28 protein-coding genes and 1 riboswitch are annotated in these 26,038 nt (G+C 52.0%); of the genes, 19 read left to right on the forward strand and 9 right to left on the reverse strand.

The genetic code is table 11. The features are described 5' to 3' along the window. Positions 1-55: 55 nt before the first annotated feature. The 3 genes from purN to QEH59_RS10435 all read right to left on the reverse strand — a co-directional run bounded on the left by purN (position 56) and on the right by QEH59_RS10435 (position 2,511). The gene (gene purN / locus QEH59_RS10425; protein WP_308985313.1) at positions 56-655 is read right to left on the reverse strand and encodes a phosphoribosylglycinamide formyltransferase; all 600 of its coding nucleotides are present in this window, start codon (positions 653-655) and stop codon (positions 56-58) included. A 107-nt stretch (positions 656-762) separates the two neighbouring features. Beyond that, positions 763-1,917: a molecular chaperone DnaJ gene (gene dnaJ / locus QEH59_RS10430; RefSeq protein ID WP_308985314.1), complete on the reverse strand. Its 1,155-nt coding sequence runs from the start codon at positions 1,915-1,917 to the stop codon at positions 763-765. Between the two features lie 6 nt (positions 1,918-1,923). Then, positions 1,924-2,511 carry a nucleotide exchange factor GrpE gene (locus tag QEH59_RS10435; protein ID WP_308985315.1) on the reverse strand — a complete coding sequence of 196 codons (588 nt, stop codon included), beginning with the start codon at positions 2,509-2,511 and terminating at the stop codon, positions 1,924-1,926. Between the two features lie 176 nt (positions 2,512-2,687). Here QEH59_RS10435 and QEH59_RS10440 point away from each other — a divergent pair, with 176 nt between their 5' ends. Next, positions 2,688-2,927 carry a ferredoxin gene (locus QEH59_RS10440; protein WP_308985316.1) on the forward strand — a complete coding sequence of 80 codons (240 nt, stop codon included), beginning with the start codon at positions 2,688-2,690 and terminating at the stop codon, positions 2,925-2,927. A gap of 80 nt (positions 2,928-3,007) precedes the next feature. After that, complete coding sequence (gene trmB, locus QEH59_RS10445; protein ID WP_308985317.1) at positions 3,008-3,610, forward strand: tRNA (guanine(46)-N(7))-methyltransferase TrmB; 603 nt, start codon at positions 3,008-3,010, stop codon at positions 3,608-3,610. Positions 3,611-3,655: 45 nt separating this feature from the next. Here the strand turns inward: trmB and QEH59_RS10450 are convergent, their stop codons facing one another. Then, a complete protein-coding gene (locus QEH59_RS10450) occupies positions 3,656-3,889 on the reverse strand; it encodes a hypothetical protein (RefSeq protein WP_308985318.1) in 234 nt (77 codons plus the stop codon). A 191-nt stretch (positions 3,890-4,080) separates the two neighbouring features. On the opposite strand from QEH59_RS10450, the gene atpB reads away from it, so the two are divergent. The 9 genes from atpB to QEH59_RS10495 all read left to right on the forward strand — a co-directional run bounded on the left by atpB (position 4,081) and on the right by QEH59_RS10495 (position 11,696). Continuing rightward, positions 4,081-4,920 carry a F0F1 ATP synthase subunit A gene (gene atpB / locus QEH59_RS10455; protein ID WP_308985319.1) on the forward strand — a complete coding sequence of 280 codons (840 nt, stop codon included), beginning with the start codon at positions 4,081-4,083 and terminating at the stop codon, positions 4,918-4,920. 94 nt (positions 4,921-5,014) lie between these two features. Next, the gene (locus tag QEH59_RS10460) at positions 5,015-5,221 is read left to right on the forward strand and encodes an ATP synthase F0 subunit C (RefSeq protein ID WP_308985320.1); all 207 of its coding nucleotides are present in this window, start codon (positions 5,015-5,017) and stop codon (positions 5,219-5,221) included. A gap of 84 nt (positions 5,222-5,305) precedes the next feature. Next, on the forward strand, positions 5,306-5,986 hold the full coding sequence (gene atpF / locus QEH59_RS10465; protein WP_308985321.1) for a F0F1 ATP synthase subunit B: 681 nt from the start codon (positions 5,306-5,308) through the stop codon (positions 5,984-5,986). A gap of 18 nt (positions 5,987-6,004) precedes the next feature. Then, entirely contained in the window at positions 6,005-6,403 is a 399-nt protein-coding gene (locus QEH59_RS10470) for a F0F1 ATP synthase subunit delta (RefSeq protein ID WP_308985322.1), read from the forward strand. A 45-nt stretch (positions 6,404-6,448) separates the two neighbouring features. Beyond that, complete coding sequence (atpA, locus tag QEH59_RS10475; RefSeq protein WP_308985323.1) at positions 6,449-7,993, forward strand: F0F1 ATP synthase subunit alpha; 1,545 nt, start codon at positions 6,449-6,451, stop codon at positions 7,991-7,993. Positions 7,994-8,047: 54 nt separating this feature from the next. Further along, positions 8,048-8,947, forward strand: coding sequence for an ATP synthase F1 subunit gamma (gene atpG, locus QEH59_RS10480; RefSeq protein ID WP_308985324.1), 900 nt, complete (start codon positions 8,048-8,050; stop codon positions 8,945-8,947). Positions 8,948-8,995: 48 nt separating this feature from the next. Continuing rightward, entirely contained in the window at positions 8,996-10,417 is a 1,422-nt protein-coding gene (gene atpD, locus QEH59_RS10485) for a F0F1 ATP synthase subunit beta (RefSeq protein ID WP_308985325.1), read from the forward strand. Positions 10,418-10,465: 48 nt separating this feature from the next. Then, positions 10,466-10,876, forward strand: coding sequence for an ATP synthase F1 subunit epsilon (gene atpC, locus QEH59_RS10490; protein ID WP_308985326.1), 411 nt, complete (start codon positions 10,466-10,468; stop codon positions 10,874-10,876). Between the two features lie 175 nt (positions 10,877-11,051). Beyond that, entirely contained in the window at positions 11,052-11,696 is a 645-nt protein-coding gene (locus QEH59_RS10495; RefSeq protein ID WP_308985327.1) for an SGNH/GDSL hydrolase family protein, read from the forward strand. A 43-nt stretch (positions 11,697-11,739) separates the two neighbouring features. Here QEH59_RS10495 and QEH59_RS10500 read toward each other — a convergent pair whose 3' ends face one another. From QEH59_RS10500 to QEH59_RS10510, 3 genes are all read right to left on the reverse strand, one after another. Beyond that, on the reverse strand, positions 11,740-12,831 hold the full coding sequence (locus QEH59_RS10500; protein WP_308985328.1) for a sensor histidine kinase: 1,092 nt from the start codon (positions 12,829-12,831) through the stop codon (positions 11,740-11,742). 184 nt (positions 12,832-13,015) lie between these two features. Continuing rightward, entirely contained in the window at positions 13,016-14,224 is a 1,209-nt protein-coding gene (gene nspC / locus QEH59_RS10505; RefSeq protein WP_308949108.1) for a carboxynorspermidine decarboxylase, read from the reverse strand. 67 nt (positions 14,225-14,291) lie between these two features. Next, entirely contained in the window at positions 14,292-14,960 is a 669-nt protein-coding gene (locus tag QEH59_RS10510; protein WP_308985329.1) for a nucleoside deaminase, read from the reverse strand. Between the two features lie 124 nt (positions 14,961-15,084). After that, positions 15,085-15,199, forward strand: a riboswitch (TPP riboswitch). A 65-nt stretch (positions 15,200-15,264) separates the two neighbouring features. Between QEH59_RS10510 and thiC the strand changes: the two genes are divergently transcribed. The 8 genes from thiC (at position 15,265) to thiD (ending at position 22,489) form a co-directional block, all read left to right on the forward strand. Continuing rightward, entirely contained in the window at positions 15,265-17,202 is a 1,938-nt protein-coding gene (thiC, locus tag QEH59_RS10515; protein WP_308985330.1) for a phosphomethylpyrimidine synthase ThiC, read from the forward strand. After that, on the forward strand, positions 17,199-17,402 hold the full coding sequence (gene thiS, locus QEH59_RS10520) for a sulfur carrier protein ThiS (protein WP_308985331.1): 204 nt from the start codon (positions 17,199-17,201) through the stop codon (positions 17,400-17,402). The genes thiC and thiS overlap by 4 nt, the downstream gene beginning before the upstream one ends. A 4-nt stretch (positions 17,403-17,406) precedes the next feature. Continuing rightward, positions 17,407-17,985 carry a thiamine phosphate synthase gene (locus QEH59_RS10525; protein ID WP_308985332.1) on the forward strand — a complete coding sequence of 193 codons (579 nt, stop codon included), beginning with the start codon at positions 17,407-17,409 and terminating at the stop codon, positions 17,983-17,985. Beyond that, positions 17,982-18,596 carry a thiamine phosphate synthase gene (locus QEH59_RS10530; protein ID WP_308985333.1) on the forward strand — a complete coding sequence of 205 codons (615 nt, stop codon included), beginning with the start codon at positions 17,982-17,984 and terminating at the stop codon, positions 18,594-18,596. Before QEH59_RS10525 ends, QEH59_RS10530 begins: the two co-directional genes overlap by 4 nt. Continuing rightward, positions 18,593-19,375 carry a thiazole synthase gene (locus QEH59_RS10535; protein ID WP_308949114.1) on the forward strand — a complete coding sequence of 261 codons (783 nt, stop codon included), beginning with the start codon at positions 18,593-18,595 and terminating at the stop codon, positions 19,373-19,375. The genes QEH59_RS10530 and QEH59_RS10535 overlap by 4 nt, the downstream gene beginning before the upstream one ends. Before the next feature lie 6 nt (positions 19,376-19,381). Next, on the forward strand, positions 19,382-20,518 hold the full coding sequence (gene thiH, locus QEH59_RS10540) for a 2-iminoacetate synthase ThiH (protein WP_308985334.1): 1,137 nt from the start codon (positions 19,382-19,384) through the stop codon (positions 20,516-20,518). A 63-nt stretch (positions 20,519-20,581) separates the two neighbouring features. Then, complete coding sequence (moeB, locus tag QEH59_RS10545; protein WP_308985335.1) at positions 20,582-21,700, forward strand: molybdopterin-synthase adenylyltransferase MoeB; 1,119 nt, start codon at positions 20,582-20,584, stop codon at positions 21,698-21,700. 12 nt (positions 21,701-21,712) lie between these two features. Further along, positions 21,713-22,489 (forward strand): bifunctional hydroxymethylpyrimidine kinase/phosphomethylpyrimidine kinase, encoded by a 777-nt coding sequence (thiD, locus tag QEH59_RS10550; RefSeq protein ID WP_308985336.1) that lies wholly within the window; start codon positions 21,713-21,715, stop codon positions 22,487-22,489. Between the two features lie 42 nt (positions 22,490-22,531). On the opposite strand, the gene QEH59_RS10555 is transcribed toward thiD, so the two are convergent. Further along, positions 22,532-24,820: a response regulator gene (locus QEH59_RS10555; RefSeq protein ID WP_308985337.1), complete on the reverse strand. Its 2,289-nt coding sequence runs from the start codon at positions 24,818-24,820 to the stop codon at positions 22,532-22,534. A 45-nt stretch (positions 24,821-24,865) separates the two neighbouring features. Further along, on the reverse strand, positions 24,866-25,996 hold the full coding sequence (locus QEH59_RS10560; RefSeq protein WP_308985338.1) for a sensor histidine kinase: 1,131 nt from the start codon (positions 25,994-25,996) through the stop codon (positions 24,866-24,868). Between the last annotated feature and the right edge of the window lie 42 nt (positions 25,997-26,038).

The following is a 26,038-nucleotide window of genomic DNA, read 5'->3' on the forward strand; positions in this document are numbered from 1 at the left end:
CGGAGCTTTTGCTAAAATTGCAGTTTCGCTCGCTTGGTCCTGCTGTGCGGGGTGCTTAGGCTTCAGGTATCACGATTTTACCTTTGCTTAGGCGGGTGACGACATCTGGAAGGAGTGCGTGCTCGGCGATGTGGACCTTTTTGGTGAGGATGTCGAGTGTATCTGCCTCTTCGATACGCACTTCTTTTTGTGCAATAATGGGGCCTGCGTCGAGCGCGGGCGTCACCCAGTGTACGGTACAGCCAGTGATTTTGACTCCGTGTTCGAAGGCTTGTTGAATACCGTTCATGCCTGGGAAGCTGGGCAGAAGGCTCGGGTGCAGGTTGATCATGCGGCCTTCGAATGCCTCAATAAAGGGGCGTTTTATGATGCGCATGAAACCCGCTAATACAATGAGCTTGGGAGAGAAGCTTTGTATGCGCTCAATGTAGGCTTGTTCTGCTGCGTCACTTAATCGGGCGCCCTTGCGACCTGGGTCCAAGTAGATCGCTGGCACCTTATATTTCTGCCCCAGCGTAAGGATGCCAGCGTCCTCATGGTCGCTAATCACTGCGGCGATTTTAGCTGAGCCCAATTTCTTCTTGGACTCAGCTTTGAGTAGCGCCTCTGCGTTTGTGCCACGGCCAGAGCCGAGAATGACGATTGGATAAGACATATTTTTGAGTGAGTCAGTGTGCGGTGATCCAGTGCTCGGATGTCGCTTTCAGTTCAGAACTGAAAGCGAGTAATCAAGCGAGGGAACTGTTTTTTCGTCTTCGCGGATTATCGGAAAAACTTTTTGGCTTTTTCGACAAAGGATTCGCTGACGGGATTTGCGGGGTCGCCGCAAGCTTCTGCGTATGCTTCGAGTTTGGCGGTTTGCTCGCTGGTCAATTTGGTCGGGACTTCTACTTGCACGCGGATGAGAAGGTCGCCCTTGCGGCCTCCGCGTAGTGCAGGAATGCCTTGCTCGCGTAGTCGAAAGGTGGTGCCTGTTTGAGTGCCAGCCGGAATCTTGAGAGAGCCTTTACCGAATAGGGTGGGCACGCTGATGGATCCGCCCAGTGCAGCTAGAGTGAACTTTATGGGCACTTCGCAGAAAAGGTCATTGTCGTGGCGTTCAAACAGTTCGTGTTCTTTGACGTGAATGATGATATAGAGATCGCCTGCTTGGCCGCCCATGTGGCCCGCTTCACCTTTGCCGGCAGAGCGTAGCTTGGATCCGGTGTGGACGCCAGCTGGAATGCGCACTTTTACCGTGCTGCTGTCCATGACGCGACCTTCGCCGCGGCAGCTGGTGCAGGGTTTTTCGATGGTTTGTCCTGCGCCTTGGCAGCTGGGGCAAACTTGTCGATAGCTAATAAAGCCACGATTCGAAGTCACTTGGCCTGCGCCGCCACAGGTGCTGCAGGTGACCTTGCTGGAGCCTGGCTCTGCGCCGGAGCCGCTGCACTTTTTACATGCGACAGGGCGGCGGTATTTGATTTCCTTTTCAGTGCCTTTGGCGGCCTCTTCCAGAGAGATCTCCAAATCGTAGCGTAGGTCGGATCCGTGCTGGGCGCCGCCGCGAGATTGACCACCTCCGCCGCCACCGAAAAATTCTTCAAAAATGCCGCCTCCGCCGCCACCACCACCGAAGGCTTCGCGGAAGATGTCGAAGGGGTCGTGGCCCCCCATGCCCCCCATGCCGCCTCCGGGGTTCCCCATGCCGCCTTGTTTGAAGGCTGCGTGTCCGTAGCGATCATAGGCGGCTCGCTTGTCGGCATCCTTTAATACATCGTAGGCTTCGGAGATCTCCTTGAATTTGGCTTCTGCCGCTGCGTCGTTCGGGTTTTTATCCGGGTGGTATTTGACTGCTTGCTTGCGGTAGGCTTTTTTTAAGTCGGAGTCTGAGACGTCGCGAGAGACGCCGAGAAGTTCGTAATAGTCGTTCGCCATGTTCGTTTAGTTCTCTTTTGTTTCAGGGCCACTGGATACAATCACGTTGGCTGCTCGAATGAGGCGGTCGTTTAGGCGATAGCCTGCGCGCACAGTTTGGATGATATGATCCTCTTTAACTTCGTCTGAGGGTTGGTGGGCCACACATTCGTGAAAATTCGGATCGAAGCTCTCGCCGTCGGGGATTAGTTCTTCTAGCCCCTGTTCGGAGAGTGATTTCTTTAGTTGATCGTCTACCATCTTAAAGCCGAAGGTGACGTCTTTTGCTTCAGGGTGGTTCTCCGCGGCCTGCAGGCCGAGTTTCATATTGTCGAGGACGGGTAGTAGGGATTCCACTACGCTGGCGGCTGCGTTACGGATGATGTCCTGCTTCTCGCGTGCGATCCGTTTGCGGTAGTTCTCCATGTCGGCGACTGAGCGCAAGTAGCGAGTTTTCATCTCTGCTGCCTCCGCTTGTGCTTTCTCGAGTTCGGTCAGCACGGGCTCGTTGCTTTCGGGCGCTTCGGCTTCAGTTGTTTCTTCGACAGTGCACTCCTCCGGTTCAACGGTGGGTTCTTGGGCCTTATCAGATGTTTTATCGTTCTGTTTTGTCATGGTTTTGTAAAATGTGAATCTCTGCGGACAGCGATTTGTGTGCTCGGTTTCAAAGTGAGCGCGGGAGTGTGAGGATAAATTATCAGAATTCAAGGGCGCAGTCAGGGTATTGAAACCTCTAATTGATAGTTGCTTCCCGCTTGACTCGCCAACGAAAAGGCAGATTTTTTCAATGTATGGCAGAACTAGATGAAAAATGGCCGGAAAATGTAAACGGAAAGTTCTATGTCGATGAGCAATGCATCGACTGTGACCTTTGCCGTGAAACTGCACCGGAGAACTTTACTCGCAACGAAGATGGAGGATATTCCTTCGTTTATAAGCAGCCGACTTCGGAGGAAGAGCTGGAGCTTTGTGTGGAGGCTCTTGAAGGCTGCCCCGTGGAGGCGATCGGAGACGATGGCGAGCAAGGCTAGTATATCGCTTGATCTAGTATATCGCTTGATTTTTAATTTTTCAAAGCCCGCCGGATATGGCGGGCTTTTTATTCTGATTTATGATGACTGAGATTTCTGAAGCCCATGCGCGCGAACTCGCGAAACAAGCCGCCCGTAAGGCGGAACTTGCCGAAATATGCCAGCGGGACCTAGCTGGTTGTGACCGTATCTTGTTTGAGGCGGGTTGTGGTCATGGACACTGGCTGTCCGATTATGCTGAGGCGCATCCGGATACGATCTGTGTGGGCATCGATCTGATTTCGTGGCGTATTCGAAAAGGGAATGATAAAAAAGCTAAACGCGGAATTCAGAATTTGTATTTCTATAAGGCGGAGCTGGGGGAGTTCTTGGGAGCTTTGCCTGCTTCCCTTCGTTTTGAGCGTACGGTCCTGTTGTTTCCTGATCCTTGGCCTAAGGCAAAGCATCATCGCCGCCGTATGGTGCAGTCGGCTTTGTTAGATGAGCTTGCGCGCCGAACGGATGTTGGTGGAGAATTCTGTTTTCGTTCAGATGATCGCCCTTATTTCGATTGGGCGGTGGAGCATCTGCAGGCGCATGATGAGTGGATCATCGACGAGGCCGCTCCTTGGCCTTATGAGAGTGAAACTTATTTTCAGAGTTTGATGGATGCTTATTTCTCTGTGATCGCGAAGCGGGTGTAATGCGCGTTTTTTTTTATTATTTATGCGCAGCTATTGCTCTGTCGTCTATAGAATGTCCAAGCACGCGATGAGTGCGAACTGTGTGAGTAGCGCCACTGTAAGGAGGGCGTAAGCGAAGAACATGAAGTAATCGTTGGCGAAGCGGCGCTCGGGCCTGCTGGATTTCTTGGGTTGTCTGACGGGCTCGGGCCTCTGTTTGTCTTCCTTTATTGCGGGAGAACTGCTTTTGCGGTCGCGAAGGTGTGCGAGTCGATCGGTTAAGTTGGTGAGTTCAGCCATCTTATTATTTTTTGTGAATCGGGTGCTGTTTGCAAGGTTAGAACAATCGATGTAATTGATGCCCCTTATTAGTCCAACTTATCGTAGGTATTTTATCTTAAATCGGGGGTTGACGCGTAGAGAATGCCCCGCCATCACATTCGCTTCTCCGTGGCAAAACCACGGTTTTTTATTTTCATACCCAGTTCTACGTGAACAAGCTCCTACCAACAGTCTTTCTTCTCTCTGGAACCGCATCCGTCTTGAATGCAGCGGACGGCGTGAGCCCGTCTCCGTATAAATTGACGGAGGTGTTTGGTCTTCCATTAACGAACACGATCGTGACGACATGGGCGATTTCGATCTTGTTGATTGTGGTTGTCCGTCTGAGTGTCGGCACGCCTAAGTTGATTCCTGGCAAGGGGCAGGCTGTGATTGAGAGTCTGATTGATGGGCTTCGCGGTTTGCTTGAGCCTATCGTCGGTAAGAAGGCCTTTCCAATGACATTTCCGCTGTTGATTGGTCTGTTCCTGTTTATTCTTATTCATAACTGGAGTGGTTTGATTCCAGGGGTTGGGGTTTTTGGTCATGTGGAGCATGGTCACCTGACGTACTGGATGCGTCCGGCCAATTCTGATTTGAATGCGACTTTAGGTATGGCTCTGGTGGCTATGCTTGCGTGGTTGGTCATTAGTTTGAAGGTGGCAGGGCCGAAGTTTTTTATCTGGGAGCTTTTCGGTAATAAGGCAGATAAGCAGGAGACCCCGAAGGCGGTATACATGATGCTGATCCCTATTTTTATGATGGTGGGTTTGATTGAGATTGTTTCGATTGCATTTCGTCCGGTGTCTTTGTCCTTTCGTTTGTTTGGTAATGTCTTCGGCGGCGAGAATTTGCTGACGAGTATGACTGGTATGGCGCCTTATATTGTGCCGATTCCGTTTTATTTTTACGAAGTGCTCGTCGGCGTTGTTCAGGCGTTGATCTTCACTTTGCTGGTCGCTATTTATATTGGTCTGATGACTAACCACGATGAGGAGCACGCTCATTAACTCTAACCTCAAAACACTTTCAGCGTCGGGACTATGTCAAAGAATCGTAGACGGCGCAGAAACTAACTAAATACAACACTCAACGATACATATTATGTTCGATATCCTTGCAGAAATTACAGGAAAAATTCACGTAGCAGCCGCAGCCATTGCAGTGCCTCTAGCGATTGGTCTTATTGGCCTCAAGGCTTGCGAATCTGTCGGTCGTAACCCAGAAGCAGCGACTAAGGTTCTGGTTCAGTCGATTATTGCTATGGCTTTCGCTGAAGCGATCGTCTTCTTCGCGATCTTCCTTGGCTAATCTGGTATTTCAGGTTTTGCCGGTGCCTCGTGTTGAAACGAGGTGCCGGCTCTTTCTGTCTCTTTTTTTATTACTTTCCTCTCTATGAAGGCCATATTCATTACTTTGCTACTCGCACTTTCTCTACCGCTCGGTCTTGTTGCCGCTGAAGAAGCGCCCGCGGCTTCCTCTGTTGAGGGCAAACTCCATGGAGTCGCTGAACAATTACATGCGGATCTTGCGCATGTTGAGGAAAGTATCCACGAAGAGGAGGATAAGCTGACTATGATCACCGAGAAGTTCGGTGTGTCGCTGCCTACGCTGATCGCTCAAATGGTCAATTTCGTGTTGGTTGCTTTTGTCCTCTACAAATTTGCTGTAAAGCCGATCGCTGCGACACTCGATGAGCGTCAACAAAAGATCGCAGATGGTTTGCAATATGCTGAAGAAATGAAGGCACAACTTGCTGAAGCTGAACGCGAACGTGCCGAGAAAGTGAAGCAAGCTGCGATTGATGCGCAGGCCATTCTGACAGAAGCTCGAGAGCAATCGAAGGAGATGATTGAGAGCAAGACACAAGAAGCTGCGGCTCAAGCGGAAGCGATCATTCGTAAGGCTAGCGAAGCAACTGAGCTTGAGCGTCAGAAAATGCTTTCTGATGTGCGCCAAGAAGTTGCACGCTTGGTTGTGGCGACATCTTCGAAGGTTCTTTCTCGTGATCTCTCCGATAGTGAGAAGCAAACTTTCTCCGATTCCGCTGCCAAAGAATTGGCCAGCGCTGGATAAGCCCCCATTTTTGACCTGATGAAACGCGATAAAAAGATCACCAAGTTAGCCAAGAAGCTCGTCGAGCTTTCGAAGGACGACCGCGGTGTCGTGACTGAAGCTAAAGTCGGCGAGGTGCTTGCAGGCATCAAGCAGGTCGAGCTCCGCAATCCAGTGGCAACGCTAAAGTCTTATCTCAACTACCTGCGCCGTGAAATTGCTCTACAGACTGCTGTGGTGGCGACTCCGGCTGCTTTGAGTGCAGATGCACTTAAGGCGATCGAGGTTAAATATTCCGCACTTTATGGACGTCCGATCAGTGCGGTGACTCAGGAGGACGCTTCTTTGATTGCTGGTGTGCGCGTGCGTGTTGGCGATGATGTGTATGATGCGTCCGTAGCTGGTCGCTTACAACGCCTTGCTGAAAACGTCCACTAAGCTGGCATCTTATTACTACTCCCTTCTAAATTCTTTCTTCTTACAATGAGCTCTATAGTCGAACAAATCGAAAACGAAATCGCTAGCTTTCAAGCTGGCGCCGTCAAATCCAACACCGGCAAGGTGGTTTCCATCGCCGATGGTGTGGCCAAGCTCTCCGGCCTCTCTGGCATCATGTACAACGAAATGATCGATTTCGGTCAGGGCGTGACTGGGCTGGCTTTGAATCTTGAAGAAGATGAAGTCGGTTGTGTGATTCTAGGTGACTACTCGAAGCTCAAGGAGGGCGATGAAGCGACTACTACGGGTAAACTGCTTTCCGTTCCTGTTGGCATGGGACTACTCGGTCGTGTAGTGGATGCGATTGGTAATCCGATTGATGGCAAGGGCCCGATCAACGCGACAGAAACCTACCCAGTGGATCAAGTTGCACCTGGTATTATCCCCCGTAAGTCTGTCGACCAGCCTATGCAAACTGGTATCATGGCGATTGACTCTATGATCCCCATCGGTCGTGGACAACGTGAGTTGATCATCGGTGACCGTTCGACAGGTAAGACTACTATTGCGATCGATACCATCATCAATCAGTCCAAGATCAATAACCAGCATCGAAATGAAGACGGCTCCTTTCCTGAAGGTTTCCGCCCCGTTTACTCGATTTACGTGGCAGTTGGTCAGAAAAATTCCAATATTGCCCGCACCATTGCTGTTCTTGAGAAAGCTGGCGCGATGGAATATACGATCATCGTTTGCGCATCGGCTGGCGATAATCCTGCCAATCAATACATTGCTCCCTTCTCTGGTGCGTCCATGGGGGAATACTTCATGCACAATGGTATGGATGCGCTCATCGTTTATGATGACCTTTCCAAGCAAGCGGTGGCTTATCGTCAAATTTCCTTGGTTCTAAAACGCCCGTCTGGTCGCGAAGCCTATCCTGGTGATGTCTTCTACCTTCACTCCCGCCTCCTTGAGCGTTCTGCTCGTGTGAATGAGGACAATGGTAATGGATCGCTGACTGCGCTGCCAATTATCGAGACACAAGCGGGCGACGTTTCGGCTTACATTCCTACCAACGTAATTTCTATTACAGACGGCCAGGTTTTCCTCGAAACGGATCTCTTCAATCAAGGTATTCGTCCTGCGGTATCGGTGGGTCTTTCTGTTTCCCGTGTGGGTTCCGCTGCGCAGATCAAAGCGATTAAGAAGGTGGCTGGTAAGGTGAAGCTTCAACTGGCTCAGTTCCGTGAGCTAGCCGCATTCGCTCAGTTTGGTTCCGATCTCGATGCCAAGACCAAATCTCAACTTGAGCGTGGTGCCCGTGTCGTGGAGCTCTTCAAGCAAACAGCATTCAATCCGATCCCTGTCGAGGTGCAGTCTTCCCTGATCTGGGCCGTGCAGAATGGTTTCTTCGATAAGATCGATGTCGCTAATATTGTTACCGCTACAACTAGCTTACGCGAATTCCTGGAAACTCGTGGCTCCAAGATTATGGACACGATTCGTTCCGAAAAAGCAATCAGCGATGAGTCTGAAGCTGCCTTGAAAAAATCGCTCGAAGAGTGGCAGGCTGGCTTTTCTGCTTAAGATCGCTCGCTAGCGAATTCCTTATTCTTAATTCTTAATTACTAATTTAATAGAATGGCCAATCTTCGCGACATCCGCCGCCGCATCAAGTCGGTTAAAAATACCCGGCAGATCACGCGTGCGATGCAGCTCGTCTCATCTTCCAAGATGAAACGTGCGCAGGACGCCGCTGTAGCCGGCCGTCCCTATGCGTTGCTGCTCGCCGATCTGCTTGACACTGTTGGCGAAAAGCTCGACCTAAGCGGTGCCACGATTTCGCATCCCTTCTTTGAGAAGCGAGAAGTGAAGACGCGTGGTATCCTCATCCTCTCGACTGACAAGGGCCTCTGCGGACCTCTCAACACGAATCTTTTCCGGAAGATTTCAGATGAGGTTAAAGGAGCTGCAAAATTTGTAGTTGTGGGGCGTAAAGCGGCTCAGTTTGTCACCCGTTCTAAGCGTGATCTGATTGCGGATTTTACTGTTTCGGATAAAGCCAGCTTTAGTGAGTTGCGTCCGATGCTTAAGATGCTGATCGATGCATATAAGAATGGAGAGGTCGATACTATCGAGGTCGCTTATCCAAGCTTTGTGAACGTGCTGGTCCAAGAGCCCATTATTCAATCACTGCTTCCAATCGTTGACCTGCGCGAAGTGCTGGATCAACTCAAGAAACGTGTGTCTGGGGAAGAAGAAATTCTTGCAGCCCGTGTCGACCAGCGTGAAATGGTCTTCGAGCCATCTGCTGAGGAAGTCCTCGAGCAATTGCCCGATCTCTACGTCAAAGTGATCATCCACCAGCTTCTGCTGGAAAGCCGTGCGGCGGAATACTCCGCACGTATGGTTGCGATGAAGGCCGCTACCGACAATGCTTCAAGCCTCGTCGATGACCTGACTCTCGATTATAACAAGGCGCGACAAGCCGCGATTACTCAAGAAATTCTCGAAATCGCGGCGGCCGCATCCGCTCACTAATCCTTTTCTTATCACTTCTACCTCCTTTCTCCTAACTTCTCTTTAATCATGAGCAAAAACGGTAAAATCGTCCAAGTCATCGGCGCCGTCGTCGACGCAGCCTTTCCGCAAGACAGCGTCCCTGAAATTTTCGACGCGATCACAATCGCCTACCAAGTCGGTGGTGCTGAAAAGAGCCTTACGCTCGAAGTGCAACAGCACCTCGGTGATGGCCTCGTTCGCGCCGTTGCGATGACATCGACCGACGGCCTTGTCCGCGGCATGGAAGTTATCGGCACAGGTGCTCCGATCTCCGTACCCGTTGGTGAAGCCGTGCTTGGCCGCATCTTCAATGTAACTGGTGATACCGTGGACGAAAAGGGCCCTGTCGCTACAGACGAGCGTCGCTCGATTCACCGTCAGCCTCCTGAGCTCGTCGATCAGGCCACAGATGCTGAGATCCTCGAAACAGGCATTAAGGTGATCGACTTGATTTGCCCCTTCACAAAAGGTGGTAAAGTGGGCGCCTTCGGTGGTGCGGGTGTTGGTAAGACCGTTGTCATCATGGAGCTGATCAACAACATCGCTAAAGCGCACGGTGGTTACTCCGTATTCGCTGGTGTGGGTGAGCGTTCACGTGAAGGAAATGACCTTTACCACGAAATGTCGGATGCCGGCGTTATCGACCAAGAAAATATTGGTAACTCTAAAGTGGCCCTAGTTTATGGCCAAATGAACGAGCCCCCCGGTGCACGTATGCGTGTCGCTCTGTCCGGTTTGACAATGGCTGAATACTTCCGTGATGAAAAGAATCAAGACGTTCTTCTCTTCGTGGATAACATTTTCCGTTTCTCTCAAGCCGGTGCTGAGGTGTCTGCGCTACTCGGTCGCTCGCCTTCTGCGGTGGGTTACCAGCCAACACTTTCTCAGGAAATGGGTAACCTTCAGGAGCGTATTACCTCCACTAAGAAGGGTTCGATTACCTCTTTCCAAGCTGTTTATGTCCCTGCCGATGACTTGACTGACCCTGCGCCAGCCAACACCTTCGCTCACTTGGACTCCACCATCGTTCTTGAGCGTTCGATCGCTGAGCTTGGTATCTACCCAGCGGTGGATCCCCTCGCTTCGATCTCCAATGCGCTGGATCCCGCCATCGTTGGCGAAGAGCACTACAAAGTGGCACGCGGCGTGCAAAACGTGCTGCAACGCTATAAGGATTTACAAGACATCATCGCGATTTTGGGCCTGGACGAGCTTTCTCCAGAAGACAAGCAAACCGTTTACCGTGCACGTAAGGTTCAAAAGTTCCTTTCACAGCCATTCCACGTGGCGGAAATCTTCACTGGCACACCCGGTGAATACGTTTCCACAGCCGACACCATCAAGGGCTTCCAAATGATCCTCAATGGTGAGTGCGACGACCTAGCCGAAAACGACCTTTACATGAAGGGCGGAATTGAAATGGCAATTGAAGCTAACAAAAAGGGCTAATCAGATTTTTCTGACTTCCGTCTTCTGATCTCTGACTTCTGAACGAAAATGCTTACACTCGAAATCATCACACCCGACGAAAAAGTTCTCAGCACTGAGGCCAATCAAGTCGTTTTACCGACTGAGTCGGGTGAGGCTGGCATCTTGTCCGGTCACATCCCTATGGTGACAAAAATTGTCGCTGGTGAGCTGAAAGTCATCAAAGACAGTGGCACTGAGTTCATCGCAGTTGATAGCGGGTTTGCGAAGGTTTTGGGCAACACCATCTCGGTGCTGACTGAAGCTGCCGTTGACGTCAAAGCGATCGATTTGGGGGAGGTGGAGTCTGCGCAGGCTCGTGCTGTCGAAGCGCTCAAACAAGCCGAAGCGGATGGTGTCGATTACGATCAACTCGAGCAACTTGAGAAGAATATTCAGTTTCTGGTGGCACAAAAGCTGGCCAAAGGTAGGCGCCGTTAACCCGTGAGCAAGAAGTTTTCCAAACGCGTCTTCCAATAGGAGGACGCGTTTTTTTATTTTAGGACGATCCGCGCTGCTTGCTTGCTGAGGCGGGAGTCTTTGTTGTGGGGGCAATCTTGTGTATTTGGCATATTTTATTTGCTCTAATGACTGTAACGGAATGAGCTATGCATTCATGAGTATCTCGTTTAAACCCAACCAAACTTTATTATTCATTGGTGATTCGATTACTGATTGCGGTCGCACACGACCGATTGGCCAACGAGCGGGCAACGGATTGGGAAGTGGATATGTTAGTTTTGTGGATAGCATCTTGGGCGCAGCGGTGCCTGAAGTGCCAGTAAGAGTGCTCAATCTAGGCTGTAGTGGAAATCGTGTGACGAATCTAGCTGAACGTTGGCATGCCGACGTACTGGATTTGAAGCCTGATTGGCTTTCCGTCATGATTGGGATTAATGATGTCTGGCGTCAGTTTGATGGGGTGCCTGGCATGCCGCAGGTTGCGCCCGAACAATATGAGTCGATTTATCGGGATTTACTCGCGCAAACACGTCCTCAGTTGGAGGGCTTGGTTCTGATGACACCTTACTACTTGGAGACTAATCTAGAGGATCCTATGCGGACAAAAATGGATATTTATTCCGCGATTACTCGGAAACTAGCTCAAGAATTTGATGCCATCTTTGTGGATACTCAAGCAGCCTTTGATCAATATTTGGCACAGCGGCCGACTCAATCACTTTGCTCTGATCGGGTGCATCCCAATGGCGTGGGGCACATGGTTTTGGCGCGTGCGTTCTTAACGGCAGTGGGGCTGTGATGGCTTCTGCAGTGGTTGCGAGTCTTGTGTGGAATTGATTGGCTTACCCATTTCGTGGGAGCCGAATGGTGAAAGTCGTACCTTGTGCACTGGTTTCAAATTCGATTTTACCCCGGTGAGCGTTGATAATGGATTGTACAATGGCGGTGCCGAGCCCTGTGCCATCGCTTTTTCCTTGCGTAACGAAGGGTTCAAAAAAGTTATCTCGAATGCTGCTCGGAATGCCGGGACCATTGTCTGTGATCGTTATGGTGACGGTGTCCTCGTCCTGCTCTGCCGTGACTGTCACCTGGCCATCGATATCGGCACTGTGCAGAGCTTCAATTGAGTTGCTTATCAGATTTTGTAACACGCGTAATAGCTTACTCGCGTCACCTTGCAAGCTCGTGCCATTTCCTTGCATCAGTAGCTCAACTGTCTGGTCTTTGAAAAATGGGGTGTTGAGTTCGCGAAAGTGCTCGAAGAGTGTGTCGATACTGACGTAGGCTATTTCGATCTGACTGTCCCCGCGTGCAAAGGCTGCTAGGTCGTTCGCCATATTAACCATGCGGCGAATTTGTGATTCAATGTTTTGGCAGATTTTAGCGGTCTTAGGATCGTCTTTATAACGTTGTCCAATGATGTTGGAGCCTAGGCTTATAATCGCGAAAGGATTCTTAAAATCGTGCAATAAGGAAGATACCATCGTGCCGACGAGTGTGAGCTTTTCGGTGCGCATTACTTCGTCCATATAGTGGTCGGTTGTACTTTTTAAATGATGTATAACACTTTCTAAAATACGGCGAACCGGCTCGGCATCTTCAATGATTTTTTTGACAGTTGGTTCAGGTACGCGCCCAATTGTGCATGTGCCCAGTGCAACGGCACCTAGTGCGCGGTGCTCTCCGGTGAATACACCAACTTCGCCGAAAAAGCTACCTTCACCCGATTGACTGACGTTTTGTAAACTCCCGTCCAACTTCTGTTTGGTGAAGGCGACATTGCCAGACAGTATTAGAAAGAGTGCGTCGGGTGCGCTGTTTTCAGGGAAGATTATCTCGCCGTCAGACAAAGTTATAATTTCAACTTCGCTGGCGATTGTTGCGCGGCGTGCGTCCGCAATCGAGCAGATGAACGGATGGTCTTCGAGCTTCATGGTGTCTCGTTTTTTTCGGCTGGCACGTCCTCCTTGCGGTCTTGTTGTAGCTTGTAAATGGCTAGCGTTGATGCTACAGCCATGCTAAACAGTAACATGCCGAGGATAATGCCTTTTGGTTGGAGTGCCTTCTTCAATATAAATTACGAAATTAGGCACTTGCTGTGAGGTTTCAATAATCGAATTAGGAAAGACGCATGCGGTAGTCTTCGTAGCCGAAGCGGCGCACCGTCTTTAGGCCTTCACGCTCTGAATAGAGCGAGATCGCAGGCAGGGGCACTCCGTTAAACGTACTGTTTTTCACCATGGTGTAGTGAGACATGTCAAGAAAGACCAGCCGCTGCCCGACCTCCAGCGGTTGTGAAAAGGAATAATCGCCGATCACATCGCCGGCCAAGCAAGACATGCCGCCTAATCGGTAGCTGTGGGCATACTCGTTCGCGGCACCTGCGCCTAAAATGCCCGGGCGGTAGGGCATCTCCAACACGTCGGGCATGTGGCAGGTAGCCGAACTGTCGAGGATGGCGATCTGGTGGCCCCCCGCCTCGATCAGGTCCAGCACGGTCACGACTAAGACGCCGGTGTGGAGTGCAACGGCTTCCCCGGGTTCGAGATACACGTCGAGCTGGTAGCGCTCACGGAAATATTTCACTACGCGAATGAGACGCTCGATATCATAACCGGGGCGTGTGATGTGGTGGCCGCCGCCAAAATTGAGCCATTTGAGCCCGGGTATGAGATCGCCAAATTTCGCTTCGAAGGCCTCCGCGGTGTGCTCCAGTGCGTCGGCATCTTGTTCACACAGCGCGTGGAAATGGAGTCCATCCAGATTGGAGAGTAGGTCCTTGGGGAGCGTTTCGAGCGCGCGATCAAGGGCGGCGCGCGTGGTGCCCAGTCGCGACGAAGGTGCGCAGGGATCGTAGAGCTCAGTCTCTACTTCAGAGTATTCCGGGTTGACGCGTAGACCCAATTCCGGGCGTCGCTGGCCTTCCAGCGCGCTGAGGCCTTTGGCCAGTTGTCCCGCAGAGTTGAAAACCAGGCTGTGAGCGAAGCGGCTGAGCTTTTGAATTTCCTCCGGCTTATAGGCGGCCGAGTAGACATGCACTTCGGGGCCAAAAGATTCCTGCGCAAGTAAGGCTTCATGTAGGCCACTGGAAGTGGTGCCGCTCAAATATTTGCGAATCAGTGGAAAGGTGCTAAAGCAGGCAAAGCCTTTGAGGGCCAGTAGCACCTTGGCGCCGGAGCGCTCAGAGACGGATTGCAGGAGCTGGCAGTTCTTCTCCAGTTGATCCAGATGCACGACATAGCCCGGCGAGGGAGCCTCGTCGAAAGGAATGGAAGCCAGCGCTGCGAGACTGGACTCGCTTAATGGAGGAGTGGGATCTTGAGCCATAGCTTGAGAATCTGAGTGTTTTCGCTCCGATGACCAAGATTTGATTTTGAGATTTTTAGATCGAAGATTATTGATTGCCAAGGATCGATCGTAGCACGGGGTCTTCTCCCCAGTACTTTGCGTGGATGGCAATGCCTTCGGCTTCCATTAGAGGACCATAGACCTGAACTCCCGGCTCGGTGCGTTGGAAAATTTCCCGAATTGCGAGAGGACTTTCCGGCAGCGGGTTCTTGGCGGCAGCGGGATAGATTTGGCGAATCACCTCAGTGAGTTTAGAAGAAGTGGTGCCATAGACTACCTTACGGATGCCTGCCCAGCGTATCGCTCCGCAGCACATAATACAGGGCTCCGTGCTGGCGTAGAGGGTGCTGGCCGCCAGTGTCGCGCGATCGAATTGTCGCGTGGCCTGACTGATCAGTCCGGTTTCCGCGTGCTGAGTGACGTCTTGCAGGGTGTAGACTGCATTCTCAAATTCAAAGATGATTTCTCCGTCTTTGACGAGTAGTGCACTAAAGGGGTGGTTGCCATGTTCGACCGCACGCTCAGCGAGTGCATAGGCATAGCTCATTAATTCGCGGTCGGCGGTAGTGGTGGCGGGATCGTCTGGTAGAGCCATAATTTGTTTCGCTGTTGTGTCGCTGTTAGCGCCCCTTTCGGAGATGGTTTGGGTGTTTTCACTATGTCCAATCGTCAGAGCAAGCAGCGTGCTGCTGAGTATCATTAAAATTTTATGCATGCAGGACCCCTAGCAACCGCCATGCCGTATCGCTGGGATGGGCACACTGTTTGGGGGCACGTCATCGCGCACTTAATGCGATTTTTTAATTTGCATTCGGTGGAGGATGTACTACGCGTAGAGGTCTTAGATATAGGAGAGCTCCAGGCGTGGAGCTGAGATTTGGGTGCGCTCCACCCGTAGATCCTTTGAACCTGATGCGTGTTAACACCGCCGTAGGGATTATCGAGTCGAATGGACCTCTGGGGCTGTTGGGCGGGATTTTTTCGAGGCAGTGTGAGGCGGATCGTGACTCACTTAAATTATGCCAGAAAATTCCATTAACGAAACTACTTCGAGCCATACCTTGTTCCCGAATTCCGAGCGTGTTTATATCACTGGCTCGCGTCCTGACCTGAAGGTGCCCATGCGTGAGATTAAACTCTCGCCGACAATTTTACCGAATGGCGCTGGCGAATTGCCCAACGATCCGGTGCGCGTCTATGACACTGCAGGCCCATGGGGTGATGCCAGCTATCATGGTGATGTGACTCAGGGCCTGCCGCGCATGCGGGAGGCGTGGATCCGGGAGCGCGGCGACGTGGAGGAATATGAGGGCCGCGAGGTGAAACCGCAGGATGATGGCTATCTCTCTGAGGTGCATAAGGCGGGGGCCCGTATGAAGGATGGCCAACGCAAATTGATCGAGTTCGACAATACGCGCCACCGTCCGATTCGTGCCAAGGCAGGCAAGGTGGTGACTCAACTGCAATATGCACGTGCGGGCATCATCACGCTGGAGATGGAGTTTATCGCGATCCGTGAAAATATGAAACTGCAGGCGGCGAAGCAAGGTGCCGAAATTTCAGCATCTGCGGATCAAAATTCGCTGAATATCCAGCACCCCGGGCAAAGCTTTGGCGCTTCGATTCCCGACGAGATTACTCCGGAGTTTGTGCGCTCCGAAGTGGCCCGCGGCCGCGCGATCATTCCTTGTAATGTGAATCACCCCGAGCTGGAGCCGATGATTATTGGCCGGAATTTCCTGGTAAAAATTAATACCAACATTGGTAACTCCGCTGTGGCTTCGTCGATCGAAGAGGAAGTTGAAAAGATGCGCTGGTCGGTGAAGTGGGGCGGCGATACACTGATGGACCTTTCCACGGGTAAGAACATTCACCAGACGCGGGAATGGATCTTGCGCAATTGCCCGGTGCCAGTCGGCACGGTCCCAATTTATCAAGCGCTGGAAAAGGTCAACGGTAAGGCCGAAGACCTGACTTGGGAAATTTTCCGCGATACTTTGATCGAGCAAGCCGAGCAAGGGGTGGATTACTTTACGATTCACGCGGCCGTGCTGCTTCCGTTTGTGCCGATGACTGCGAAGCGCATGACGGGCATCGTGAGCCGCGGTGGTTCGATCATGGCGAAGTGGTGCCTCTCGCACCATAAAGAAAATTTCCTTTATACTCACTGGGATGATATTTGCGAAATCATGGCGGCCTATGATGTCTCCTTTTCGATCGGCGACGGTTTGCGTCCAGGCTCCATTGCAGATGCCAATGATGAGGCGCAATTTGCCGAACTGAAAACTCAGGGTGAGCTCACCCGACGCGCTTGGGAATTCGGAGTGCAAGTCATGAACGAAGGTCCCGGGCACGTGCCGATGCACATGATCGAGGAAAACATGAAGAAGCAGATCGAGTGGTGCGATGAAGCACCGTTCTATACACTTGGACCACTCACGACAGATATTGCGCCGGGCTACGACCACATCACCAGCGGCATCGGTGCCGCTATGATTGGTTGGTATGGTTGCGCGATGCTTTGCTACGTGACTCCCAAGGAGCACCTCGGCCTGCCCAACAAGGACGATGTGCGCGAGGGAGTGATCACCTATAAGATCGCCGCGCATGCCGCCGACCTCGGCAAAGGGCATCCGGCCGCGCAATACCGTGACAATGCACTCTCGAAGGCGCGCTTCGAGTTCCGCTGGGAGGATCAGTTTAATCTGTCACTCGATCCGGAAAAAGCGAAGTCCTTCCACGACGAAACTTTGCCCCAAGACTCGGCGAAGACCGCGCACTTCTGCTCGATGTGTGGCCCGAATTTCTGCTCGATGAAAATCACAGAAGATGTGCGCGAGTATGCGGCCAAGCTCGGCGTTTCGGAAAAAGAAGCGCTGGAAAAGGGCATGGCAGAAAAGTCGGCTGAGTTTAAAGACAAGGGTGGCGAAGTGTATCTCGCTGGATCGGAAGCATGAAGATCAGCGTAAATGACGAAGCGCGTGAAGTGCCCGAAGGCTTGACGCTACAGGCACTGCTCGCGGAGCTCGGGCTTGAGTCGAAGCCCGGGCTTGCGGTGGCGGTCAATCAGTCCGTTGTGCCTGCGGCCGAGCTGGCTGCCTACCAGCTCGCTGCGGAGGATGCCGTGCTGATTATTCAAGCCACCCAGGGGGGCTAATGCTATGCGAGTGATTGCCGTGTCTCCAGAATCTAAATACGCCAATGAGGCAGATGTGATCGTGCGCTTGTTGCAAGCGGGCCTGATGCGTTATCATGTGCGCAAGCTCTCTTGGACGCTGGCGGACTGCGCGGAATTACTCGACGCGGTGCCGTCAAAATGGCATGCTCGGATCTCCCTGCATCAACATCACGTGCTGGCTGAAAGCTACGCGGTGGGCCTGCATTATAAAGATGGCATGGCAGTCGATCATGCTTTGCTGGGAGGGCGAATTTGTTCGCGTTCCTTGCACCGTCTCGACGAGCTGGAGACGCTGCTGAAGCAAGTGGATTACGCTTTCTTGAGTCCGGTATTTCAGTCCATCACTAAGCATGCTTATGGCCCGTCCTGGACGGAAGCGGATTTAGCCGCGGCGCTGTCAGGCGCTTCCGCTGCAAAGCTCTATGCGTTGGGGGGCATTACCGCAGTGAATGCGGCGCGCGCCATGGCATACGGATTTGAGGGTGTGGTTGTGCACGGCTCGCTGTGGCAAGCGGCCGATCCACTGGAGGCCTTTGCCCGCTTTCGAAAGGAGGCCGCATGAATTGGCCGAAGTATATGTGCCTGACGATTGACGGTATCGAGCGTTCGCATACAGAGCAGGTGCAGGCCTTGTGCGCCGCGGGCGTGGATTGGGTGCAGCTGCGTTCAAAGGAATTGTCGGATGCGCAGCTCGAACCGATTGCCTTTGAGTGTATGATTCGTTGTCGTGAGATCGGGAGCACTTTCATATTAAATGATCGTTTGGATCTGGCGCTGAAGCTCGGTGCAGATGGGGTGCATCTTGGCAAGTTGGATACACCCTGGGCGGATGCGCGCGCACGAGCAGGGGCAGACTTCTTAATCGGTGGCACCGTGAATTCGGTGGCGGATGCGGAGATGGTGGTTGCTGCGGGCGTATTGGATTACGTGGGCGTGGGCCCGTTTAAATTTACTCACACTAAAAAGAACCTCGCGCCCGTGCTCACTCCTGCTGATTGGCTGGCCATATTAGCAGTGCTGGGCGAGTTGCCGAGTTATGCGATCGGTGGAATCGAGCCCACTGATATTAAAGAATTATTGGCACTGGGAGTGACTGGTGCCGCGATTTGCTCGGTCTTATACCGTCAGCCGAATGTTTCGGATACCTATGCAATGTTACTGAATCAATTATGAAAACAGAGCCGCTCATTATCGCTGGAAAAACCTTCGAGTCCCGCCTTTTCGTAGGCACGGGGAAATACGCATCCGGTCAGCAGATGCAGGATAGCATTCGCGCCACAGGCAGCCAGCTAGTGACGATGGCGATGCGCCGCGTGCAGACCAAGGGCGGGGGGGACGGCATCATGGAATACATGGAGACCGAGCGGTATAGTTTACTGCCCAATACCTCCGGCGTGCGGGATGCCAAAGAAGCCATTTTTGCGGCGCAATTGGCGCGTGAAGCCTTGGGCACCAATTGGCTGAAATTGGAAATTCATCCCGACCCCAAGTATTTAATGCCCGATCCGATTGAGACCGTGAAAGCCGCGGAGCAGTTAGTCAAAGAGGGCTTTATTGTGCTGCCTTATATTCATGCCGATCCGGTGCTATGTAAGCGACTGGAAGAGGTGGGCGTGGCGGCGGTGATGCCGCTGGCGGCTCCGATAGGCACGAATGAAGGGCTCGCGGCACGGCGCTTTCTGGAGATCATCATCGCGCAAAGCAAGGTGCCCGTGATCATCGATGCCGGGCTCGGCTTACCCTCGCATGCGGCCGATGCCATGGAGATCGGCGCCGATGCGGTGCTGGTCAACACCGCGATCGCTACGGCCCGCGATCCGATTGCCATGGGAGCTGCCTTTAAGATGGCAGTTGAGTGCGGGCGCCTCGGCTATGAAGCGGGGCGTGGGCAGCAATCGATCGAAGCTGTCGCCTCATCGCCCTTAACCGCTTTTTTAGATGCCGGAGTGTAAATTGCTATGAGTTTTGTGGATGTATTAAATCGCCTCTCCTGGGAGGAGACCAAGGCCTCCATTCTCGCGAAGACTGCCGGGGATGTGGAGTCTGCTCTGTCGCGGCCGGTTGGTAAGTTAAGCTTGGAGGATTTCAAGGCTTTGATTGCTCCGGTGGCTCAGGATTACCTGGAGCCACTCGCCGCGCTTAGTCATGCCCGCACGGTTGAACGATTTGGCTATACTCAGCAGATGTATGCGCCGATTTACCTTTCCAATGTGTGCAGTAATATCTGCACTTACTGTGGCTTCAGCGCGAACAATCGGATTCCACGCAAAATTCTAAATGAGGCGGAGATCCTGCAAGAGTTGCAAGCCGTCAAGGCACTGGGAATGGATCATGTGTTGTTCGTGACCGGAGAGGCAAATCTACGGGTGGGCATTCCTTATTTGAGTAAAGCCTTTGAGCTGGCCCGGCAGACTTTTTCCAGTATTTCGATGGAGGTGCAGCCGCTCGATCAGGCGGGCTATGAAACTTTGATGGAGGCGGGACTCAGCTCGGTGCTGGTCTATCAGGAAACCTATAATCGCGACTCTTACGCAAAGTATCATCTAAAAGGAATGAAGAGCAATTTCGATTACCGGTTGGAAACTCCCGACCGGCTCGGGCGTGCGGGGATGAAGAAGATCGGGCTTGGTGCTTTGTATGGTTTGGATGACTGGCGCACGGATTCCTTTATGGTGGCGACGCATCTGTGTTATATGGAGCAGACGTATTGGAAAACGCGATACAGTTTATCCTTCCCGCGCATCCGTCCGCATGAAGGCGAGTTTCAACCGGTTTCGGTGATGACGGATAAGGATCTGGTGCAATTGATCTGTGCCTATCGTTTACTAAGCTCCGAGGTCGAGCTGTCGATGTCCACACGAGAGAGCCCCGTCTTTCGCGATCATGTGCACAAGCTCGGTATTACCAGTTTAAGTGCCGGATCGAAGACCAATCCCGGCGGCTATGTGGTCGATCCGCAGAGTTTGGAGCAGTTTGAGATATCCGATGAGCGCAGCCCGGCTGAAGTCGCCACGATGCTAAGGGCCGGCGGTTACGAAGTGGTGTGGAAGGATTGGGACTCGACCTATGATGGCTGTGCCTGCGTAGGCGTGTGATCATGGAGCATCAAAAGGTTCGCAACCTGCAGAGAACCGTCTAAGCATTCACCTGATACTACTATGAGCGAATTATCCAAAGATGAAATTCTGCGCTATCAGCGTCACTTGACATTGCCCCACTTCGGTGAGGCTGCGCAGTTGCAGCTCAAATCTGCCAAAGTGTTGGTGGTGGGGGCAGGGGGGCTCGGCTGTCCCGTGCTCCAATATCTCGCGGCGGCGGGAGTGGGCACGCTTGGAATTGTGGATGACGATGTCGTGAGCTTGTCCAATCTGCAGCGTCAGATTCTGTTTAACGAGTCCGAGCTCGGCCGGGGCAAGGCGGAGTTGGCCGCGGAAAAATTGCGCGCGATGAACCCGCACATTAACTGTGTGCCGCACGCCACCCGCTTAGGAGTGGACAATGCACTCGATTTGATCGCTCAGTATGATTTCGTGGTGGACGGTAGTGATAACTTTCCGACCCGTTATTTGATAAGCGATGCCTGTGTGCTGGCAAATAAGCCACTGGTCTATGGCGCGCTCTACACCTTTCAGGGGCAGGCGAGTGTTTTCAATTGGCAAGGTGGGCCGACTTATCGCTGTTTATTTCCCGAGCCGCCCCGTCCCGAAGATGCGCCCAACTGTTCTGAGATCGGAGTGGTGGGAGTGTTGCCAGGGATGATTGGGATGATTCAAGCCACTGAGGCGATCAAGTTGATTACAGGAGTCGGTGAGCCATTGACGGGGAAACTGTTAATGTTCGATGCATTGACGATGCGTCAGCAGATCGTGAGTTTCCAGCGAGTGCCTGAGCAGGCTGCGGTGACGGAGCTACGCTTGATCGAATATAGCTGTGGCGTCGCCCAGCAGCAATCAGTGGCCGAAGTGGAGCCGCAGGATTTACAGGCGGACCGCAGCGAGTATCAATTGCTGGACGTGCGGGAGGATTGGGAGCGCGCGATTTGCGCCTTACCCGGGGCGCATTTACCGCTCGGCCTGATCCTGGAGGGCCAGGCCGACTTTGAGGCGATCGGCTTTGATACCAGCAAGCCGACCTATGTGTATTGCAAGGGCGGTGTGCGCAGTTTGAAAGCCGCCGAAGCCATGCAGGCGCATTATGGATTTAAACAATTAAAGAGTCTGCGTGGCGGGATTCTGGGCTGGGCGGCCGCCGTGGACCCTGCAATGCAGACTTATTAGAGAGGCGACCGTATGAATGCACCGCCCTTGGTATTGACGATTTCCGGTTCCGATAGTTCCGGGCATGCGGGCATGCAGACAGACAATCGCGCCATTCATGCCGTGGGTGGCTTTCCCCTAAACGTTTTGACTGCGGTGACCTTGCAAAGTCCAAAAGGCGTGGAAGCGGTGGAAATGATGTCCGCGGATTTTGTGGAAGCACAATTGAGGTCTATGTTAAAAAACTACCGTGTGCGGGCGATTAAAAGTGGCATGTTGAGCAGTGTGGAGATCGTTCATCGGGTGGCGCAAGTTTTGTCAGAGTATCCAGATATTCCCTACGTGCTCGATCCGGTGCTTTGTTCCAGTAGCGGAGCTATGTTGCTGGAGCCTGCAGGAGTGGAGGCCTTACGTTTAAAACTCATGCCGCGTGCTTGTCTGTCGACTCCCAATCTGGAGGAAGTGGCGATCCTCTCTGGGAAGAGTGAAAACCCTTATCAAGCAGCCGCGGATTTGTCTGTAGCCTGCGGACAGGCTATTTTATTGAAAGGTGGGCATGCGACCAGAGCGCAGTGCGAGGATTGGTTGTATCATCCGGGCGGGCGGCAATACTGTTTTACGGAGGCGCGAGTCCAGACCCGTAACACGCGCGGCACCGGTTGTGCACTCAGTGCATTGATCGCCGCGCATTTGGCATGGGAACCCTATGAATTGGAAGATAGCATTCGTTCGGCGAAAGCACTCTTGAGCGGGGAGCTGCAGGAGCACTCGAAAGAATGCTGGAAGCGCGCTGGCCCTAGTTTTTATTAATATTTTAAATCATCGAGCTACTGCCGCGATGTTTTTTTCTGGTTATTTGGACTTGAGTAGGCTGTGGAGTGCGTCACTCATTTCTTTTATACGATAGGGCTTCGGTACCACCGCCTTAAATGGCGAGTTCTTGTGGTTCGACATGACGTCGGAAGTGGTATAGCCGCTGGAAGCAATCGCGATTAGTTCAGGATCGTAAGTGAGGAGGATTTTCGCAGCTTCTTCGCCTCCCATTCCACCTGGTACGGTCAGATCAAATACGCAGGCATCGAAAGGAGTGTTGGCCTCTTTAGCGGCTTTATAGGCAGTGATTGCTTCATTGCCGTCTGTGGAATATACGACCTCGTAGCCCAATACCGTTAGGATTTCTCCGGCGACCATCATCATCGCTTCCATGTCATCCATGACTAAGATTCGGCCTTTGCCCCGATGAATGGTTTCTTCGGGAGGCGCCGGAGTCGTTATTGTGCGGTTGGTTTGCTCGTCTATCTGTTGTACGCTTTTAGGGAGATACACCCGGAAGATAGAGCCGTGGCCGAGGGAGGAGTCGGCTGTAATAGTGCCTTTATGAGTATGTATGATTGAGTAGGAAGAGGCGAGCCCGAGGCCATTGCCGTGTTCTTTGGTCGTGAAGTATGGATCGAATATACGTTTGAGGTTACTGGGAGAAATTCCAGTGCCATTATCACGTACTTCAATGCATACGTAATTTCCTGCGCTAAGCGCGGGGACCTCGGAGGGGCGCACTTTCAAGTTGCGAATGCGGATGTGAATGTTGCCGCCATTGGGCATTGCTTGGTCGGCATTAATGATTAGATTGTTAACGACTTGGCTGATCTGTCCTTTATCGGCATCAACGGGCCAGAGATCTGGATCCATCGTGACTTCGCATTTTACGTTTGAACCGCGCAATATGAACTGGGCAGATTCTTCGACCATTTCAGAGACGGTTGTCACCTCGAGTATGGGGGCTCCGCCTTTTGAGAATGTGAGTAGTTGTTGTGTTAGTGATTTTGCTTGTAGGGCAGCTTTCTCCGCTGCGATCAGTTTTAGGGAATGTTTATGGCTTTCGTCCAGCTCGATTCGGACCATTGAAATGTTGCCCAGTATTGCTGTTAACATATTGTTGAAGTCGTGAGCGATGCCACCTGCCAGCAAGCTGATCGAGTTGAGCTTCTCCGCATTGAAAAGTTCCTTTTCTTTCTTCTTTTCCCAAGTGATATCACGCAGTACGGTGATGGCTCCGTGCTGTTTGCCATCCTCATCACGGATTTCACACATTTCAAGGGTTACGTTTAGGTGATTGCCATCGGCTCTTTCCAGTTGAAGTCCGAGTTTGGTGGCGATTCCGGTCAGTCCGGGGTCGATCATGGCACTCGTGAGGTCTTTGATTATTTTCCCGGTTTTTGGGTGTTTAACTTTGAGTACTTCGGCTAAAGGACGATCGAGTGCCTCATTGCTGGAAATGCCAAGGAGCCTAGTGGCTTCTTGGTTGAGGCGTTCGATATGTCCTGCTTGGTCCGTGGCAATGACGGCATCGGTAATCGAGTCGAGTGTGATTGCGAGGCGTTCTTTTTCTCGTTTGAGACCGATCTCGGCCTGCTTACGCTGGGTGATATCACGTAGGATGACGAGCAAAGCACTTTCGCCTTCCCAGATGAGGTCGACCGCAGCGAGTTCAACGATGCGTGTGAGATCATTGTAGTCGGGGATCTCGAGTTCGGTGATTTCGCCGCCTTTGACTTCGAAGGGGAAAATCTCTCCTACCAGTTGGTTCGGCTGAGCCTCGAGTAGTTGTCCCGCTGCCGGATTGAGAAATTTAATTTCGTATGCGCATGATAAGATGAGCATGGCATCGGTATTCGCATCGAAAATTCGGCGTAGTAATGACTCTCGATATTGAATTTCGGCAGTGTTGGCTTCTAAGCTTCGTAATAAGTTAGAACGTTCAATTGCATAGCGTATCGAGCGACGCAGGACTTCTCCGTTTAAACGATCTTTAAATAGGTAATCCTGTGCGCCGACTTGTAGAGCTTCCAGTGAGAGTTCTTCATCATCAGCACCTGTTAGCACAATAATGACTTCATCGTCTGCAGCAGCCATGATAGTGCGCAAAGTATGGATGCCTTGGCTGTCGGGGAGACTCAGGTCGAGTAATATGATATCGTAGCGCTTCTTTTTAAGTTTTTCGACGCCATCGGCCATACGCTTGACAGTGGTGATGCTGAAATTCAGCATAGATAAATCCAAATATTCGGCTACGAGATTGGCATCTGCTGCATTGTCTTCAAATAACAGTATTTCGATCGTTTTTGGTTCGGCAGTCGGCATGGTTGTGTATTTGTTTTTGTACTTAAATACTGTGGAAATCAATTTTTAAGCGAGGCTTTGTGCATCGGCTTTATCCAATGCGACATAGAAGGTGCTGCCATGGCCTGGGTGTGATTGGAACCATATGCGTCCACCGTGTTGTTCAGCGATTTTTTTACTGATGGCAAGGCCGATTCCAGAGCCATCATATTCATCGCGGGTATGTAGGCGGCGGAATAAGTCAAAAAGAACATCGTGATAGTCTGGGTCGATGCCGATACCTTGATCTTTAATGCTGACAATGCATTGCCCTGAAGCTTCGTTTTTGCTGCCATCTTTAAAAGTGACATTTACATGAGGTGTTGCTTGCGGGCGATTGAATTTAATTGCGTTTGCTAGTAGGTTTTGGAAAAGGCGTGTGAGGCGCACGCTGTCACCCATCACGACAGGAGCGGTGTCCACGGCGATGGTGATTTCGGCTCTAGTTTCGCGTATGTTCGCTCTTAAGTTGTCGATCGCATGTGCCATGATGTCTTCAAGGTCGAGTGGTTCAAATGCTTTGTCGGATTTATCTAGACGGGCATAGCTAAGCAAATCTTCAATCAAGCTGCGCATGCGGTCGGCGCCCTCACATGCGTAGCTAATGTAGCGACGTGCTCGATCATCCAGAGCCTTAGGGGAACGTTCTTGTAGTAGGCGCAAGTAGCTGGTGATCATGCGTAGAGGCTCGCGCATGTCGTGAGAGGCAATCGAGGCGAAGTTGGCGAGTTCCGCATTGGCGCTGCGTACTTCGGCGAGTGCTGATTCGGATCGTTTTTCAACCTCTAATGAGCTTTCAGGTAATGGTTGTAGCAGGCCGGACAGATAGGTGTCGGTCTGGCCTGGTAGGCGGCAGAGGCGGGCCGATAGCTTAAAGCCTGTGACGCGTTGACTTGCTGGTTTATCCAAGTGTAAGTGAAATTCAATTGGTTGGTTGTCCGTGCGAGCCAAATCCAGTGCATCCAGAAACGCGGCATGCTGCGATTCTTGGATTCTCATCAGGAATTCTGTGAGGTCGTTGAGAGAATCGGATGGTTTTAGACCTAGAAGTCTTTTACTGTGGGCATCGCAATGAATTTGGTCATTCGCATCGAGTTGCCAAAATCCGACTCCACTGACATCGAGCGCATTCTGGAGCGCGATGAGTTGATTATTCATTTCGTGATGAGGGGCGGTGGCCATTGGTGGATTGAGTATCTT

It is taken from the genome of Thalassobacterium sedimentorum (assembly GCF_031127905.1).
In the GTDB taxonomy this organism is placed as follows: Bacteria; Verrucomicrobiota; Verrucomicrobiia; order Opitutales; family Coraliomargaritaceae; genus Thalassobacterium; species Thalassobacterium sedimentorum.